A 17,616-nucleotide genomic window follows, 5' to 3' on the forward strand; every position below is an offset into this window, starting at 1 on the left:
GATACTTTAGAAATCTTATTGTGCATCAGCGATAGCATCATCAATTACTTTACCGTCTGGTGTAATTACAGCAAGTAAGCGAGCTTTTTCTAGAGCAGGACCAGTGACATTACCTGTATCATCAGCCGCAACTTGGAATAGGCCGATATATCGTGCATAGTTCACTGCAGGATTTACGCTATTAACTTTGGTGTAAGTAGGCGCTTGTGAAATGGCTACTTTAGAGCTTGATGTACTTGCAGCAGCATCACTACCAAAACCCAGAGCTAGCACTAAATGACATTCATCAGCCTCTAAAGAGTCATTAAATTTATTTTGAATTGTATTAGCTGAGGAAGCAGATAATGCTCCTGAGAAAGCTACGTTCAAGTTATCACCAGCAAATGCACAACCAGTGCCATTATTACCAGCAGATGGAACAATAGATACAGTTAGCTGATCACCAGCAGCTATCATGTCTTCCAAATCCAACTCTTGTGCAAAACCAATGTTAACGCTCTCATTATGTTGACGATTTGGTGCTACAGGATTTGGGTTTGTACCTGTGATTTGTTGTAACTCATCAATACCAGCTGCTATTAATGAGTTTGCAACTGCTGCTGAGTTTGAAGCTGATAAAGTTACACCGCCGAAAATATCTAGAGCTGCTGTTGGTAATGTACTGATACCAGAAGTTGCTGTAACTGCAAGCACGTCCCACTGGTTTGGATAAACCTTCTCAACTGCACGGTATGTACGAATCGCACTATCTAATGTCACGTTTGCATTAGCAGCCGCTGCCGCTTCAGCATTGTCGCCCACATCTTCATACGCTACTAAAGCGCCAACAGCTAATACAGCCAGTAAAGTAATCACCACCAGCAACTCAAGCAAGGTGAAACCTTGTTGTTTTGATTTCAACATAAACATTTAAAACTCCTTGGTTTTGAAATTTAATTTTAAAAAATTTTTATTTACTTAATTTAATTAAAAACTTCACGTTACTCCCCATGCTGTATTCAAGTGATCACTTAAACCTAGCTTTTTAACTAACGCTTTTTTCAACTAAACAAAACCTGACTCAATCAATAGCTGCTTTGTATATACAGCAACCAATGATTAAGGGCGGGAGGAACAGGCAGTCCCGACACACGGCTGGCCTGGCTCCCAGCGCATACCCCTTGTGTGCCAAGCTATATAAGCAACGAATATGCCAACAAATTGAAACAAATTGTAACTATATGTAAATTATGAGTAATTCCTGAAATATATTCAGAAAACATCACAACGATTATTAGGATAATTGGTGGTTATTATGAATAGTGGTGGTTGTTAACAACCACCACCTTACTTATTTACACCCAATTATTTTCTACACCACCACTAAGCTAATAGATTTACTTACTTACATACTTAATAAGAATTTATTGTTAGTTGATGGTTGTTAGCTGGATTTCTTGTCGGCTAGCGCCTGTCTTTTCAGTTTGCCAGCGTTTTGCAGGACCGAAGCAATTAAAGGCATAGTGCGTGCATCACCCTGCCTTAATAATTGCACGGCATATTCATTGGCATACTGCGGATATCGTATCAACGCAAGCTTCAACTGCTGTTGGGCTGCTGGTAATTGCCCACTCATGGCAAGCAAAGTTGCGTGCTGATAAACCTCTTTATCTCCGGGAATAAACTTAACTACTTGCGCACTAATCGCAAGCTTATGCGGCAGTATTTCGCTCACATTAGGGAGTATTCTTAGCACCACAAAATCGATATGCGGCGCCAATAGAGATTTGTTGCGAATCACCAACATTTCATCCAGCATTCGGTCTACATCTGCAGGCTTAACCTGTTTAGCTTGGCCACGCGTAAACCAATCTTCTAGTTTGTAATAGTGCATGCCAATATTCACCAAACTAATTGCACCAAACAAAATGAGCGACCCTATTGCAATTGGCCCAAGCTCCATCTTCCATTCTATAAACTTTTCATCACCCAAGCCTAAGGCAATTGCAGCAATACCAAGAAAATAAGCATACCAAAGTGGATACTCTAACGAGCTATGAATGGCTAATACGGCAAGCAACACATATACCCAAAATCGCTCTGGCGTGAGTGGATTACGCCATGCATTCACCACAAAATAAATGAATCCAGACAGCATCAATACAGCGCCAATCACACCAGCTTCAACCATTACATTAATCACGATGTTATGTGTATGGTGATACCAACCCATGTGTTGGTCAAAAGACTCTGCTAACAGAAAGTCTTGCCATCCAAATTGCGCGAAGCCAATACCCAGCAATGGCTGCTGCAAGAACACTTGCCAAGCCTCAGTAATTAATTCCAAACGAATAGAGGAGCCTTGCATACCAACTACTACTTTTTCGGTAGGCATGGCAGGCAGCCCTGAAATAGGCAACATGGGGACAATTAACTGCACACCCACAAATGCAGGTACCAGTAAAAGTAACAACCACGGACGCAGATACGTTTTATTTTTACTAAACTTTCTAATAGCCCACCAACCACCAATAGAAAGGATAAGCACATATAGCCAGCCCATACGCTGGCCAGTCATCGCAATTGGGAACAACAATAATATTGCGAATACCACCGCAAACTTTGGTTTAATTTTTTCCGTAATCCCTAAATAAATAAGCGAACCAAGCGCCAGTGCCAAATAGTTGGCAAGATGATTTACCTGACTAAGGTTAGCGCCATTTCCAGCCTGGTTATGTGGAACAATCACATTTGACAGCTCAACACCAGCAACCTGCAAAACCACTATCAGTATATTAAGCAACCCACCGATAAAAACCGCCCAAGCCAGTACAGATACAACCTTTGGCATCCCAAACTCACGCTTAATCTCAGCACCAAGCGCAATCAACAGCACAGCCCAAAGCAAATACAAGCCTAGTAAAAAGTTCTGCTGCCAATAATTAACCAAACCCAATGGCACTTGTATTGCAAATATAGCCATTAAACCCAACGGCACTAAAGCCACTACAGGCAACCTAAATGATTGCCAAGTGATTGGACGTAACAGCAAGATTGAAGCTAATAACCCTAAGACAGCAGCTGACCACTCACCGTAAAAAGTGGTCAGTGGGAATCGATGATGGGGGATTAAAAAAGGTACCACACACATAAGTGCTATAAACAATAAACTTAGATCAGGAAGCCTATAAGACTGGAAATACTTATTTATCATAAAAATCCGAAGGAGTATCGAGTGATTTTAGTCGCAAATAATATTGAAATATTATTTGCGTGCTTTGCAACCAAATTGATACGAGTTGATGCAAAAAGATAGGGTGATTAAGTCAAACCATGCTAACCAGTTAATGTTACGCAAACACAATTTGACCATCACCCATCAGCAAGATGGTTAAAGTGATGCTGTATAACGCTCACCTTCATTGAAGAAAATCTAGATTGAAGCAACATTGGATTGAAGCAAATCTAGACCACGCTTTTCTTAACCATCTCTCTCATTGCGCATCAACCAAAAAATTTGATTTGCTCATAGCCAGCACTATTTATGCCATAACAATCAATATATTTAATAGTTATTAAAAATCAATAACATAAATATCAGCACCATCAATACTTACAGTTGAATTATGTATAATTTGGTTGTTATCAACCAAATATAGGGCTGATTTAAACCAAAATTACTCTAAACCCCACACTCTGAATTTAGAATAATTTTTAAAAATGCTATAATGCGCACGCCTGTGCCTAGGCAGGTGGCTAAATTGGTTGCCAAAATCAGTGGTCATCTTAGAAAGGAAGTAAAAATGAAAAAACTCGCAATGTTATCTATTATTGTTGGCGCATTTGCTGCAACCAACGCTCAAGCGGCAGAGACCATTTTCCCTAAATCAAAAGTTGGTGTTGAAAAGTGCTTAAGCGCTGCACTGGCTGCAAAAGCTGGTAATGTCGTTAAGGTTGAATACAAACTTGAAGACAAAGTACCTGTTTATGAATTTGATATTGAAACAGCCGACGGTAAAGCATGGGATGTTGAGTGCAACAGCAAAACTGGTAAAATTACTGAAGTTGAAGAAGAAGTGGCTAACGCAGACGCTGCAGCATTTAAGGCTAAAGTTAAAATTTCAGAAGCTGATGCTAAGAAAACAGCACTTGCTGCATTTCCAGGTGAAGTAGTTGAAACAGAATATGAAATTGAACCTGATGGCGCTGCTTCATATGAATTCGACATCAAAACTAAAGATGGTGAAATGAAGGTTGAAGTAGATGCAACCAGCGGTAAAATCGTTGAAAGTAGCAAAGAGCTATATCAAATCGGTAAAGAATAAACCTCTGTCATCGTTTATTTCAATAAAAAGCCCTCGTAACGAGGGCTTTTTTACATTCGAATCAAGCGACGCAGCACACAGCGCAAGCCTATACGCAATGCGAATTGCGCTATTGATCTAATCACTTGACTACAAAGACCTTATCACAACGCGCGCATAACCAACTATTCACCCACTCGCGCTAGATCACTATCTGGCATATTCACAGTTAATATATCAGCTAGCGCAGATTATTCTGACGAGCGTACTGCCTAAGAATTTCCGGCTACCAATCAATATGTTAATTGGTTAATCCTTCGACAAGCTCAGGACGAACGGAAGTTGCGAAAGGTCTCAGCCCTCCATTATTGAAGAGCCATTTAAGAAGCATTGAAGCTTACCAAAGATTAGCTAAGTTTTTATCATCAAAACTGGTTGTAAACAACCAAGTGGTTCTTTAATAGCAACCAAATCTACTAACAATCAAAAACTAAAGCTACAAAAATTAAATAATAATCAAAGGGTTAAACAAAAACCTCTCTTTGGCATAGCTTTTGCATTATTAGAACTTAGCGTAACTATGCGTTATGGGAGGGTGCTGGACCTAGGCCATGCAAAGTATTGTAAAGATATCAGCATGTTCAGTTACCTTCCCGCCCAACCATAGCGCTAAGGTATTTGATACCATGTTACTTTGAGTAATGCCAATTTCAAGTAATGCGAATCTAGGTAATACCAATTCAGATTGAAATTTGATGTGTTGATTGCGAGTTAGCCCGAGGCGTTTACGCCCCGGGCTTTTTTTTATGATAATCAATATTATGATGGGTAATCTAAAGAATATTCACCATCAATATATATTGATTTGCAGAGTGCATTAAAGTCGGCACCATTGTGTGAGATAAAAAGGGCTTTCTAATAAAAAAATATGTGATTAGTGAATCACCACACCCCAAGGCAACTGTCCAACAGCAATGTCTTTAATAAGTTTGTTTTTATCGGTATCAATCACTGAAACACTGTTGCTACGACCATTGGCTACATATAGCTTTTTACCGTCTGGGGTCATCGCCATGTTCCAAGGACGTTTACCTACTGGAATGGTTGCAATTACCTTTTGTTTTTGAGCATCAATCACGCTTACATTACCATCGCCACCGTTACTCACGTAAACACGGCTGCCATCAGCACTCACCTTTACGCCATTTGAACGTAAACCCACTGGTATTTTTTTTATCACTTTCCAGTCTGCCACATTCACAACTTCTAAAAGATTGGCAGCCTCATTAGCAATATACGCCAATTTACTATCTGGTGAGAAACCGATACCACGTGGGTGCTTGGTAGATTTAATCAAAGCGACTGAAGCATGTTTGGCAGTATCAATCACATCAACATCACCGCTTTTTTCATTACTAGCTAGTAACCATTTACCATCTGGTGAATATACACAGTGCTCAGGGTTTTTACCTTGCGTTTTTGCTGTATGCGTTAATTTAAAGGTGGTTAAATCAACAAAAGAAACTGCATTTTCTTCTTCTAAACATGCAGCTAGTGTTTTACCATCTGGCGAGACGCTGATGCCTTCAGGCTCATCACCTACTTGGATGCGCAATTGCTCTTTCTTAGAGATTAAATCAATCATGGCAACAGCATTATCGTCACGCACAACGACATAGAGTTTTTGTCCTGCTGGATCCATGGCAACTGCCTGAATTTTATTGCCCAACTTCCCTTCGGCAGGTAGGTTGTACAACACTTTATCTGATTGAGTGTCTATCACAGAAACATTGCCGTCCTTCTCGTTAGGTACATAGGCTAATGGAGATGCAATCGCCATTTGGGCAATGCTGCTTAATGTAACGAGTAAAAGACTTGGTGCTGATATTAACTTAATCATAATTTACCTTTAATAAGTTGAGCTTGTAGTAACGTGATCGCACGTATTACAGTAATTACGATTTTAGTTTGCGCTGAGCATATGCCATATTCCAAAACTCCCGAATAGCATCGGGATTTATTCCCGATCAAGACTTTAAGTTAGCTTAAGGTTTTAAGTTAATCGTATGGATAAATACGCGGCGCTCATTATCTGATAATTTTATGTGCACATTATTCACACTGGTTTGATGATGTGTTTTTGGCAAATCAAACTTAAAAGCTAAATGTGGGTTCTCAGCGGTACCCACGTTAAAATCAATCTGCATGATGCTATATTTCTCAAATATGATGTCTGCATGCTCTATATAAAACGCTGGTTTTAATTGCTGAGTTTTGGCATCTAATTGCAAGCCTGTGTACATGGGATGTTTGATTTGTAAGGTAGCAGCGGCTGTTTCATGCATTTTGTATGGCGGATTTATTTGGAATTTAACTTTCCCTGCGTTTTCCCTGACGATACTTTCATCTTCAGCAATAGTGCCAGCACAACCACCACCTGCATTCACTGTAGCCGTTGCCATGAGAAGCGCACCGCTCTCAGTTTCTGCAATAGCACGAATATGCGAATCATTCTCCATGCGTATTCTGGTACTGAGTTCTAATGCATTAAAACTAAGGGGAAATTGATAATGCGCGACCATTGGCACTGGGTTGGCATCTACGAATAAATAAATACTTTTGATGGGGTCTTGCAGTTGGTTACTGACCTTAAGCGTCACTGGCACTTGTGCAGAATTTTCAGCGCCTAATGGCGCAATCACTTGTATTAGAGGGGTGGGGTTAATTGGCCGATGATTAAAAAATCGTTCTTTAATCATCGGCCAGTTTTGAACTGACAACTCTGCATGGACAGCACTAGGCAACAACACAAGCCAACATAGCACTCCTGTGCAAATTAGCGCTTTGATATATTTGACTACCATTTTAATCAGCCATGTCGGTTGATAGTACTTGATATTTAAAATTAGCTTTCTACACCTAATTTTCTAGCGATTTTTTCAGACCGACCATGGCAGCATCATAAAGCTCGTTAATTGCTTTATTTGCTGTTGGATTATCTAATCCTGGCGGCGCTTCCATGCTGTTGGCTTTGTTGTAAAAACGTGCAGTAATGGTCAGCAATGATTCTTGTGGGGTTGCACCAGCTTTTACTTGCATCACAGTGCGATAATTACTTACTGGTATCGTACTTTCTTTTACTTCTAGCATTTTGTAATCAACCTTCATGCCGGCATCATTCGCCTCACGCAATTTTTCTACAAAACCGTTGCCGTTTTTTAGCACCACTTCACGATGCAACAATTCAGCACCTGTTTCAACGTCTGGTCTTGTATCAGTTTTAACGCTAACAACGTCAGGATGCCATTTTCCAATTGCACCAAAGTCTTTGACTAAAGCCCATACCTTTGCCGGCTCTGCTTTTATGACAATCTCTTTCACTACTTTTTGCGGGCTTGGTCCATGCGCAAAAGCGCTGATTGGCATTAAGCACAAACCTGCAAATAACAACAAAAACTTTTTCATTTATATATCCTTAACTAATCTACAACACTCAGTGAGTGACTACTGAGCCTCAACTACTTTTTTTAGGTTTTGCAAGCCAGAGTCATAAACACCTTCGATGGCTTTTACTGCTGTCGCGTTATCTTCACCCGCTGGCGCATCCACTTTGTTAGCTTTATTATAAAAACGACCTGTCCATGTGACGGTTGCTTCATCAGCATTAGGGCCAGCTTTTACTTGCATAATTGCACGATAACCACTGACAGGCAGTACACCTTCTACAATGCGGTATTCAACTTTCATCGTGCTATCTGTCACCCCAATTAATTTTTCTAGCAATGTGCCGCCGCCATTTAAGGTGAGTAATCGATGTTGTGCATCTGCACCAGCTTCATCTTTACGTGTCTCTAGCTTGGTTTCTGCAACGGCTGGATGCCATTGATGGATAGCGCCAAAATCTTTTACTAAATTCCAGACTTCTTCTGGGCTGGCTTTAATCACTACTTCACGAATCACTTTTTGCTGACTTGGCGCATTGGCAGCATTAGCTGTTAATGGAATAGTACAGATTGCTAATAAAGCTAATAAATATTTCATATTTTTTTCCTTTAAAATAAAACATCAATATAAAAAGCAGAGATATCTGCCAGATGGTGCAAAAGTATTAATTTCGTATTACTTTTTGCTCGGTGTTTTTTCGGTTAACAAGTAGGCAATATAGTTAGCTTTCTCTTGTGGTGAACAATCACTGCCTACTACTTCATTACAATGTTTAGTAAAGTTTTTCTCTACCTCACGCGTTGATTGGAAACGCTTTTTATTAGCATGCGGTGATAATGGTTTGATCTGCTTGCCCGTCACAATGTGCTTACCAGCATCGGCTGGATTGGCGGTATGGCATGACGCACATGCAATTGCTTTACCCGGTGTGTTCACATCACCCTTGAACTGAATCACCTCACGATTGAAAAATTCTTTACCGTCCTCAGCCGATGGGCCTGTGTAGGCATGGTCAGTGGCTTTAGCCATAACTGCGTATTTATCTGCTAATTTTTGTGCAGTAGCGACATCAGCAGATGCGCTTACAGAAAATACAGCTAATAGCGCTGCTAGCAAGTAATGTCTTGATTTCATAGAATGGCTTAACTGCATAGAGTGCTCCTTGATTTTAAAAATATGATTAATTGGTAATGTTGCCAATAAACTGACCAAAAGATCGGCTTTGTGAGCCTGTGGGGATTGAGCTTATTTTCTTGTTGGTTTTTGCATCAATGACAGAGACCGCGTTATCCATCCAGCTTGCAACATACACACGGCTACTCTTTGCATCAAACGCAATGCCTTCTGGAAAGCCATCGACAGAGATGGTGGCAATGACTTTTTTAGACACTGTATCAATCACGGAAACGGTGTCAGCGCCTGTATTAGTGACATAAGCTCGAGTGCCATCCGTATTGGTAGTCACGCAATAAGGATGTTCGCCTACTGGAATTGTTGCGATCACTACGTCGCTCCTGGTATCAATCATGCTGACTGAGTTGCTCTCAACATTCACGACATAAAGCGTTTTGCCATCACCACCTAGTGCAACACCAAATGGATGTTTACCTACTGAAATTTTGCTCACAAGTTTTTTACTGCGAATATCTATCACACCAACATCATCACTATCACGGTTTGCAACATACAAAGTTGCGCCTTCGCTACTAACAACCATGCCAGATGGTGCTTTGCCTATGGCAACTTCACCTGTTTGTTTAAGCGTGGCAGTATCGAACACAAGCACTTGATCATGAAACCAATCTGCAACAAAAAGTTGGCCGCCACTTTTGCTTAAGGTGATGCCAACCGGGGCAATCTTAAGTTTTATCTCACTCATGACTAAATTAGTTTTCATGTCGATGACAGAAATAGAGCGACCTTCAACATTTGACACATAAAGCTTATGGTCGATGTCATCAATCGCAACACCGACAGGTGCTTTAGCTGTAACAATTGTTGAAATTACCTGATTTGTTGTCAGTGATATGACAGAAACTGAATTCTCGCCCTGATTAGTAATATAAGCGCGAGGTTCTGCATCTACCGTATTCATGACAAATAAGAAAAGACCGCCAGTGATGACTGGCAGACTTTTAATTAGCACCCTATAAACTGGCATGTATTGAATTACCAATCAGCTCTTGATGGATCGCCACGATAGATAGAGCGTAAGAAAGTGACGATTCTCCACACCTCATCATCTGTTTTGATAATGCCGCCAAATGCTGGCATTGGACCAACAACGTTTTCACGTCCTTTACGTGTTTTTCCTGTTTGCTTCATGTACTCATCACTACCTAATGCAATGAGGCGAAACAAGGTGTCATCATCACTACCATACACCCAGGTTTCGTTTGAGATTGGTGGGCACATACCGCCACCACCTGTACCGCCATGACAGCCATTACAACTGTTTCCCATATAGCGCTTTTGACCCCACTTCACCATGTCAGCATTATCTTTGTATGGGTTTTTTAATTCGCCAATCGGCGTGATTTTAACGCGCTCTAGTGGAGACATTGCATCTGCCGGCGGAGGTGGTGCATCACCTAACTTTTTCTTCTGCTGAGGAATCGCAAAGCCATCAGCACCAACTGCAGGCTCGGCTGCCACAGGCTCATCTGCTGCGTTGGCAGTGACTGATAACAGGCTAAAACTGAGGGTTAGAATCAACAATAAATGATGCAACTTCATATACTACCTTTCAAAAAATAATCTACTTCAAAATGTTCTGGCGGCTAACATGCCATTTAACGATGAATATGTAATTTTCATTTACGGACTAAATCCTAATAAGCACTGGGATTTAATCCTTACGCCTAATCACTACCGTTTTAAATTGAGCCCTCTAACTGCACGATGGCTTTATCAGCACCGTTTTCTTTAGCAAGCATGAGCGCGGTTTTTCCATGGTCATCTTTAAGGTTAGGATTAGCCCCTGCTTTTAATAGCAACGACACAATCATCTCGTGATTTGAAAATGCCGCAATCATCAGAGGTGTTAATCCGCCTGTATTTTTAGCATTTGGGTTAGCTTTATATTGCAACAAGGTTTGCGCCATTTGCTGATTGCCTTTTTTAACTGCTAGCATCAATGCATTGTACTTAGCCGCCCCCATTGCAAAATCAGGTTTTGCACCATTGTCTAGCATGGCCACTGCTGCATTGGCTTTGTTATCCATGACCGCCATTGCTAATGCAGTCATCTCATCACTATTCACTAAGTTATAGTTGGCTTTATATTGACCCATTAAGCGAAATATTTTTGGCTCGTTTGAACGCACAGCATGCATACCAGCGGTCCAATTATCGTGATCCTGTGCATTTGGATCTGCGCCATAAGCGAGTAAACCACTGATTAAACTAATATCCTCGCTCGCTATGGCTACCATTAAAGGGGTTTTACCTTCATTATCTCTAGCATTAACTTTTGCACCAAGCTTTAATAAATACTCAACCCTAGTTGCATCGCGTGCAATCGTAGCGTTATGAAGCTCTTGATCTAAGCTAGAACCCTGCTTTAACGCTTCATCTACTAGTGATGGCAACGTTGAAATGTCAGAACTTTTAGGAACATAAGCTTTTCTTACCAATGCCTGATATGGGCCATGTGATGGAATATCACCTGAAATCACACATTCATTACACAGGACTAATGGAACACCGTACTCATCAAATATCTGCCTGATTTTATCTTTCTCTTTGATCATGACTGATTCAATTTGTGTTTTTAATTCTTTAGCATTTTTACGCATACCAATCGCCAGTGGGAACTCCATAGGTGTCTTATCTTCCAGGCGATTAAGCGGTAGAATTGTGATTGGCTCTTTTTTAATGGTTTTGTACCAACCAGCCATTGGGCCCCATATCGCAGCCACATCAAATTTACCATCGAGCATCAACTGCACATCCATATGGGGCTGTCTTTCTGGCCTTAAGTCAGCATCGTGTGCAATGGTGCGTACAATCGTATTTGCTCGATTAATGCCATGCTCCTGCAACACGGTGCGAATTGCAGAGTGCTGGAATACGCCTACTTTGTAATCATTTAATAACTTAGGATCTGATAGGTCTTGAATATCTATTCCTTTATCGCTTCTGTACGCCAGTACAAAGGTACTTTTATAAAGTGGTTTAGTGGTTAACATACGCTCATCGTCTGGCGTCATATCCATCAAAATATCGCACTCGTTGTTATCAAAAGTTTGACGGGTTAGGCCTCGGTTTAAGTAAGGTCGATAAAAATAAGTGACACTTTTCCCCATGCCTTCTGCAATCACTTTCGCTATTTTGTTAGAAAAGCCTTCGCCCCTATCATTGGATATTGGCATGTTACCTGGGTCTGCGCACACCCTTAGAATACTGTCATTGTTAGCTAATACTGTAGAACTTGAGGCCATGCCAAGGGTTAACAACGTAATCATTGGGATGACTTTCTTAGGCGCGAAATGCTTTAACATTGCTTGAGAACCTCTATATAAAATTGTTGGAAGATATTGCTAAAATTTTGACGATGATATTGGTGATAAAAACCACTTGTCTGTGCAAGTTTGTTTGTAATAAACATAACGTCACGCTCATTACAAATAAACCTACGTAGCACTTAATATGTAATTAATACGATGTAATTGATAAATGAAAAAATCAGCAGGCAATGCTTAAGCACTACCTACTGATTTATTTAGATCAACTTCTGCTTAACTGCGCATTAGTCAATACGGAAAGTGAACAATGTGCCGCCTTGAGGAACCTTATCAAGACCAGTTGCTTTAGCCATCGCTGTCGCACCAATTGCACCGTATTTGTCATCCATATCTAGTCCTGCAGTGACAGGTAGACCAATCCAGCCACCGATACCTGTCCATACAGACACGTATTGTTTGCCTTTTACTTTGTATGTGATTGGGTTACCGATAATGCCTGATGCCAATTTACGTTGCCATAACACTTTGCCTGATTTACGATCAACCGCACGGAAATCACCGCCCAATGAACCGTAGAATGCCAAGCCACCATCAGTCACTAACACACCACTCCAGTTTGGATATGGGTCTGATACTTCCCAGATTGTTTTACCAGTCACTACGTCGAATTTTTTCAACTTACCAGTCACACCTGGTTTTTCTGGGTACATATACACGTTAGCAAATACATAAACGGTACCTTGTTGTGTATGTGTACGTTCTTGTGGTTCATCTTCCATACACCAGTTATTAGTTGGCACATAGAACACGTTTGGTTCTTTTGGATCAACCGCCGCTGGTTGCTGATCTTTACCACCCATTGCAGATGGACAAGCTTGCGTGTTTACATCACGGTCAAATGGTGAGTGCTCTTTAACTTTAACAGGGCGACCTGATTTCAAGTCAACCTTTTCAGCCCAGTTTACAGTCACAAATTTGTTTGCTCGCAACAATGTACCGTCTTTACGATCTAACACATAAGCAAAACCATTACGGTCAAAGTTAACTAAAGCATCATGTTTTTTACCGTCAACCACTAAGTTGTCGACCAAGATGTTTTCGTTTACACCGTCATAATCCCATTGGTCAAATGGTGTTTTTTGGTATGCCCAAACCATTTCACCAGTGTCAACTTTACGCGCCATAATAGTCATAGACCATTTATTGTCGTATTTACCTACATTGGTTTTTGGATCAGGTGTGTTACATTTTTCATGCGTTAAGTTTGCACCTGTTTCACCGCAACGGTAAGCTGGAGACCAGTGACCTGGATTACCTGTACCTGCGTACATAATGCGTAATTTTGGGTCATAGCTGAACCATGCCCAAGGTGCACCGCCACCAATTTTCCACTCATCGCCTGGGTAAGTTAAACCAGTGTTTTGGCCATATAAACCATAATGTGGATTAGCTTTGTTGGTTTCTGGTGTCAAACAAAGGTCTTTATCTGAACCAGTGCTATGACATTTCCACACTTCTTTACCTGTTTTTAAATCATAAGCTACGGTACGGCCGCGTGCAGCAAACTCATCACCACCAAAACCGGCAATCACTAAACCTTCAGCCACCATTGCAGGGCCTGAATGTGTTTCACCTTTGTCTGGGAAAGCATGCTTAGTGACCCAAATTTCCTTACCTGTAGCTGCATCAAGTGCAATCAAGAAGCCATCCAATGTATGGAAAACAACTTTACCATCTGCGTAATTCAAGCCACGGTTAATCGTATCGCAACATGCACGTGGCACGGCTGATTCATCACGATCTGTTTTTTTGGTGTAGTTCCAAATTTGTTTCGGATGATCAGGGTCAGATAAATCTAGCGCTTGCACAATATTTGGCCAACCTGAAACCATATACATCATGGTTTTACCATTATGCTCCACCACCACTGGCTGACCTTCATGGCCGCGTAATGTACCCGAAGACTGTGACCAGATCATTTGTAGATCTTTTACGTTTTTAGTATTGATATCTTTTAGCTGGCTATGACGATGCAAAGCCAAGTTTTGACCCGGTGCTGCCCACATATTATGATCTTTACTGCGCTTGATGATTTCCTCATTCGCAGACGCCTGACCTACCATCCCTATAAATGCCAAAGCACCTAGAGCTAGTAAACCTGAGCGTAATGTAAAGTTTGGTTGTTTCATACATCCCCCATTGATTCGGTTATTAGGAACTACTGCATATCCAACGTGTTACATCTAGTTACAAGTTGATTACGTGTTAGCACTATAGGCAAAGATGCGTTGCACTACATGAGAAGAGTTCCTGTGTATGGTCGGGATAAAATCCCGCATGGGCCGGGATAGTAAAATAAAAAAAGGCCATCGCTAGATGACCTTAAAAGTGAATAAAATTAAATGTAAATTATTTTAATTTCAAAGGGTTAGCATCCGATATCACGATAGGGCTCGCCTTTACCCATTGAGAAGCAAGTAACTTACCTTGCGCAATTTGCTCTGGCGTCGCGGCTTTAACCAAGGCGTCACGTTCCTGCACTGCGGCGCCATGTCCATCGCGCCCTGCAACATCAAACAAAGCATAGGAAAGTGCAGCATTTTTTGTGACGCCACGACCGTCTCTATACATTTTCGCGAGTGCATATTGAGCTTTCATATGCCCTTGCTCTGCGGATTTTTGCGTCCATTTAGCCGCTTCCTTTTCATTCTTAGGGACACCGCGTCCCTCAGCGCATATCTGCCCATAAACTAGCTGTGCTTTAAAATGATTTTGCTCAGCAGCTTGGCGATACCACTTTGCTGCCACTTTATCATCCTGCTTCACCCCTCGGCCAATGGTATAGATTCGACCTAAGGCAAACTGGGAGAGTACGTGTCCTTTTTCTGCGGCTTTGTTAAACCATGACGCAGCTTTCTCATCATTTCTTGTAACGCCCTGCCCCTGCGCATACATCACCCCCAAATTGTATTGAGAGTCTAAATCACCTTGCAACCCGGCTTTTTCATACCAAACAGCCGCTTCTGTGTAACTTTGCTTCACGCCCTGACCTTCGTCATACATCATGCCTACAATGTGTTGCGACTTAGCATCTCCATTTTTAGCTAATGGCAAAAATTCTTGCATGGCTTTAGTGTAATCATGGCTCAGCATCGCAGCTTTACCTTCGTCAAACCCAGCAAATGTCATATTGCTAGATAATAAAAAAAGCAATAACACGGGTAATTTTCGCAACGAAAAAGATTTATTCATATAACGTCCTTATACAAAATTAGGGTAACTGCCAAAAATTTAATCTATAAAATTTGTCATGTGGGGCTATAGTTTCAAGGCACAAATCAAAAAAGAACTTAGCCTAAGTCTCGATGACACCATGCCGCATTGCTAATCTGACCAACTCCACCGGACTGGATATTCCAAGTTTTTGCTTTAATAAAGTTTGGTAGTTAGCCACTGTTTTCTGGCTAATTTTGAGTGTTAGCGCAATATCCTCAACATTACTGCCTTCTGCCAGCATGCGGAAAACTTCAAACTCTCTGGCAGATAAGCGCTGTGTCGGGTCTTCGCCACCGGACATCGACTGTAATACGATATTTTGTGCAACGGATGGACTTAAATAGCCTCTGCCTGCAAAAGCCTCTTTAACGGCGCGAACCAAGTCATCAGCCGCACCAGACTTTGCAACATAGCAACGCGCACCAGCAGATAGTGCCTGTGATGCAAACGCAGCATTCTCATGCATAGAAAAAATAACGACACGTGCCGATGGGTAACGTGTCAGAATTCTTCTTAAAGACTCTAAGCCTCCCATCCCGGGCATCGACATGTCCATAACTAAAACATCAGGCAAGTGCTCGCCATACAACTGATATGCCTGCTCACCACTATCGGCCTCTGCAACCACTTGCATCCCTGTGTTTTGCTCTAACAAACGTCTCAAACCAGATCGCACGACGGCATGGTCATCAACAAGCACAATACGAATACCAACACTCATCAAATTACTTTCTTTTTAAATGGCAGGTTTGCTTGAATTTGCACACCAAAACCAATACGGCTGTTAAGTTCGAAATGACCGCCTAACCCTTGTACGCGCTCTCGCATACCTGCAACACCAAAGCCTGATGAAACTAATTTAGGATCAAATCCTTTACCATTATCTTCAACACTTAAAACCAGCTCATCTGATTGCCGATGAAGACTAACAACCACTTTGTTCGCTTCTGAGTGTCGTGCAATATTCGTTAAACACTCTTGCACAATGCGATATATTGCAATTGCTACAGTTTCATCCACACCGACAAAATCACCTAACAGCGAGACATCTACAGAGATACTACGGTTTCTTTGCAACCAAGTATCAATTAAATCTTGCAGGGCAGCCTTGAGCCCAAGCTCATCCAGACTACCCGGTCTTAAGCGTTGCAACATACCGTGTACGATATTCATCATTTGCCTTGCGACAACATCAATAGCTTTTGCACTTTCACGTGCGTCATTGATAGTTTTGGCATGTAAAATCGTTGAGGCATCAATATGAATTGCAGTTAAATGCTGGCCGACTTCATCGTGCAAATCCCGAGCTAGACTTTTCCTTTCATCCTCTTGCAGGCTAATCATTTGCTGGGTTAATTGATGGTTACTTTTAATGCTATTTTGTAGGGTTTCTGCCATTGCGTTAAATTTGCTGCTAATACCTGTCAATTCAGGCAACGTAAAACTTGGCAAACGTGAATCTAAGTTACCTTGCTCTAATTCTGACAATGCCACCAGCACACGATTAACTGGTCGAAGTGCTCGACCAACTGCCCAATAGATCATCGCGTTTACTACGACAAAAAAGATGGATACCAGCACTAATATGCCTAGTATGTCATTCCAAATTTCAGCAATCTCATAGGATGAGTCAGGCGTGACTACTAACTCTCCTAATATTCGTCCATTGGCAAATATTTGCCGTTTAATAGGGGGCATCGTTTCAGAAACTGCATCCATTGCACTCACAAACCATACAGGAGCAGGCCACTCATCTACTTTAGCAACAGAGCGATTACTATCTCTAAGGTTTCCTCTGGCATCAAAAAAGTCAATGCGCAAATGACGTACATTTTCCAGGCTCTGCAATCTAAATATTGAAGCTTTATTAGGATTTATTCCGTTTAACCATACATAGTCGGAGGTGTAATGCAGAATCTCAGCATCCAATAAATGTAAAGCCAGTAGCGCTGTAGATTCTACTTCCGCACGTACATCATCCCGTGCGCTTCGAATCATCAACAATGCACCAATCAACATTACCAATAAAAGCAATGTTGTAATGATTAAATTGAGTCGGAGTTTAAGATTCATGAGGGAGGACGATTAAGTTACCACTGCATTTTAATGAGTTTTTCAAAAACGGATACAGGAGAAATTCCCGACCT

15 protein-coding genes are annotated in these 17,616 nt (G+C 41.3%); 1 reads left to right on the plus strand and 14 read right to left on the minus strand.

Annotation, left to right across the window (positions count from 1 at the left end; genetic code table 11):
• Nucleotides 1-15 precede the first annotated feature (15 nt).
• Nucleotides 16-909 carry a type II secretion system protein gene (locus FG24_RS00085; protein ID WP_051901372.1) on the minus strand — a complete coding sequence of 298 codons (894 nt, stop codon included), beginning with the start codon at nt 907-909 and terminating at the stop codon, nt 16-18.
• Between the two features lie 514 nt (nt 910-1,423).
• On the minus strand, nt 1,424-3,124 hold the full coding sequence (locus FG24_RS00090; protein WP_160172166.1) for a PglL family O-oligosaccharyltransferase: 1,701 nt from the start codon (nt 3,122-3,124) through the stop codon (nt 1,424-1,426).
• A gap of 658 nt (nt 3,125-3,782) precedes the next feature.
• Here FG24_RS00090 and FG24_RS00095 point away from each other — a divergent pair.
• Nucleotides 3,783-4,304 carry a PepSY domain-containing protein gene (locus tag FG24_RS00095; RefSeq protein ID WP_036303746.1) on the plus strand — a complete coding sequence of 174 codons (522 nt, stop codon included), beginning with the start codon at nt 3,783-3,785 and terminating at the stop codon, nt 4,302-4,304.
• Between the two features lie 913 nt (nt 4,305-5,217).
• On the opposite strand, the gene FG24_RS00100 is transcribed toward FG24_RS00095, so the two are convergent.
• From FG24_RS00100 to FG24_RS00155, 12 genes are all read right to left on the minus strand, one after another.
• Nucleotides 5,218-6,183, minus strand: a complete 966-nt coding sequence (locus tag FG24_RS00100) for a beta-propeller fold lactonase family protein (protein WP_036299724.1) — start codon at nt 6,181-6,183, stop codon at nt 5,218-5,220.
• 145 nt (nt 6,184-6,328) lie between these two features.
• Nucleotides 6,329-7,147, minus strand: coding sequence for a quinoprotein dehydrogenase-associated SoxYZ-like carrier (locus FG24_RS00105; protein ID WP_051901373.1), 819 nt, complete (start codon nt 7,145-7,147; stop codon nt 6,329-6,331).
• Nucleotides 7,148-7,202: 55 nt separating this feature from the next.
• Nucleotides 7,203-7,748 (minus strand): SRPBCC family protein, encoded by a 546-nt coding sequence (locus tag FG24_RS00110; protein WP_036299727.1) that lies wholly within the window; start codon nt 7,746-7,748, stop codon nt 7,203-7,205.
• A gap of 39 nt (nt 7,749-7,787) precedes the next feature.
• The gene (locus FG24_RS00115) at nt 7,788-8,324 is read right to left on the minus strand and encodes an SRPBCC family protein (RefSeq protein ID WP_036299734.1); all 537 of its coding nucleotides are present in this window, start codon (nt 8,322-8,324) and stop codon (nt 7,788-7,790) included.
• A 78-nt stretch (nt 8,325-8,402) separates the two neighbouring features.
• Complete coding sequence (locus FG24_RS00120; protein WP_235189696.1) at nt 8,403-8,879, minus strand: DUF1924 domain-containing protein; 477 nt, start codon at nt 8,877-8,879, stop codon at nt 8,403-8,405.
• Between the two features lie 28 nt (nt 8,880-8,907).
• Nucleotides 8,908-9,888: a beta-propeller fold lactonase family protein gene (locus FG24_RS00125; protein ID WP_235189697.1), complete on the minus strand. Its 981-nt coding sequence runs from the start codon at nt 9,886-9,888 to the stop codon at nt 8,908-8,910.
• A gap of 8 nt (nt 9,889-9,896) precedes the next feature.
• Nucleotides 9,897-10,463, minus strand: a complete 567-nt coding sequence (locus FG24_RS00130; RefSeq protein WP_036299737.1) for a c-type cytochrome — start codon at nt 10,461-10,463, stop codon at nt 9,897-9,899.
• A gap of 140 nt (nt 10,464-10,603) precedes the next feature.
• Entirely contained in the window at nt 10,604-12,229 is a 1,626-nt protein-coding gene (locus FG24_RS00135) for a quinoprotein dehydrogenase-associated putative ABC transporter substrate-binding protein (protein ID WP_036299740.1), read from the minus strand.
• A 248-nt stretch (nt 12,230-12,477) separates the two neighbouring features.
• Nucleotides 12,478-14,382: a PQQ-dependent dehydrogenase, methanol/ethanol family gene (locus FG24_RS00140; protein ID WP_036299744.1), complete on the minus strand. Its 1,905-nt coding sequence runs from the start codon at nt 14,380-14,382 to the stop codon at nt 12,478-12,480.
• A gap of 220 nt (nt 14,383-14,602) precedes the next feature.
• Nucleotides 14,603-15,445, minus strand: coding sequence for a tetratricopeptide repeat protein (locus FG24_RS00145; RefSeq protein ID WP_051901374.1), 843 nt, complete (start codon nt 15,443-15,445; stop codon nt 14,603-14,605).
• 103 nt (nt 15,446-15,548) lie between these two features.
• Nucleotides 15,549-16,190 (minus strand): response regulator, encoded by a 642-nt coding sequence (locus FG24_RS00150; protein ID WP_036299747.1) that lies wholly within the window; start codon nt 16,188-16,190, stop codon nt 15,549-15,551.
• Nucleotides 16,190-17,542, minus strand: coding sequence for a sensor histidine kinase (locus FG24_RS00155; RefSeq protein WP_036299750.1), 1,353 nt, complete (start codon nt 17,540-17,542; stop codon nt 16,190-16,192). Before FG24_RS00155 ends, FG24_RS00150 begins: the two co-directional genes overlap by 1 nt.
• Between the last annotated feature and the right edge of the window lie 74 nt (nt 17,543-17,616).

The sequence above is a fragment of the Methylotenera sp. L2L1 genome, from assembly GCF_000744605.1.
GTDB lineage: Bacteria > Pseudomonadota > Gammaproteobacteria > Burkholderiales > Methylophilaceae > Methylotenera.

Bases quoted from the DNA above. Each gene is read 5' to 3' on its own strand.
- FG24_RS00135 (WP_036299740.1), bottom strand. From the start codon at position 12,229: ATGTTAAAGCATTTCGCGCCTAAGAAAGTCATCCCAATGATTACGTTG.
- FG24_RS00110 (WP_036299727.1), bottom strand. From the start codon at position 7,748: ATGAAAAAGTTTTTGTTGTTATTTGCAGGTTTGTGCTTAATGCCAATC.
- FG24_RS00140 (WP_036299744.1), bottom strand. From the start codon at position 14,382: ATGAAACAACCAAACTTTACATTACGCTCAGGTTTACTAGCTCTAGGT.
- FG24_RS00115 (WP_036299734.1), bottom strand. From the start codon at position 8,324: ATGAAATATTTATTAGCTTTATTAGCAATCTGTACTATTCCATTAACA.
- FG24_RS00100 (WP_036299724.1), bottom strand. From the start codon at position 6,183: ATGATTAAGTTAATATCAGCACCAAGTCTTTTACTCGTTACATTAAGC.
- FG24_RS00150 (WP_036299747.1), bottom strand. From the start codon at position 16,190: ATGAGTGTTGGTATTCGTATTGTGCTTGTTGATGACCATGCCGTCGTG.
- FG24_RS00120 (WP_235189696.1), bottom strand. From the start codon at position 8,879: ATGCAGTTAAGCCATTCTATGAAATCAAGACATTACTTGCTAGCAGCG.
- FG24_RS00155 (WP_036299750.1), bottom strand. From the start codon at position 17,542: ATGAATCTTAAACTCCGACTCAATTTAATCATTACAACATTGCTTTTA.
- FG24_RS00105 (WP_051901373.1), bottom strand. From the start codon at position 7,147: ATGGTAGTCAAATATATCAAAGCGCTAATTTGCACAGGAGTGCTATGT.
- FG24_RS00130 (WP_036299737.1), bottom strand. From the start codon at position 10,463: ATGAAGTTGCATCATTTATTGTTGATTCTAACCCTCAGTTTTAGCCTG.
- FG24_RS00095 (WP_036303746.1), top strand. From the start codon at position 3,783: ATGAAAAAACTCGCAATGTTATCTATTATTGTTGGCGCATTTGCTGCA.
- FG24_RS00145 (WP_051901374.1), bottom strand. From the start codon at position 15,445: ATGAATAAATCTTTTTCGTTGCGAAAATTACCCGTGTTATTGCTTTTT.
- FG24_RS00085 (WP_051901372.1), bottom strand. From the start codon at position 909: ATGTTTATGTTGAAATCAAAACAACAAGGTTTCACCTTGCTTGAGTTG.
- FG24_RS00125 (WP_235189697.1), bottom strand. From the start codon at position 9,888: ATGCCAGTTTATAGGGTGCTAATTAAAAGTCTGCCAGTCATCACTGGC.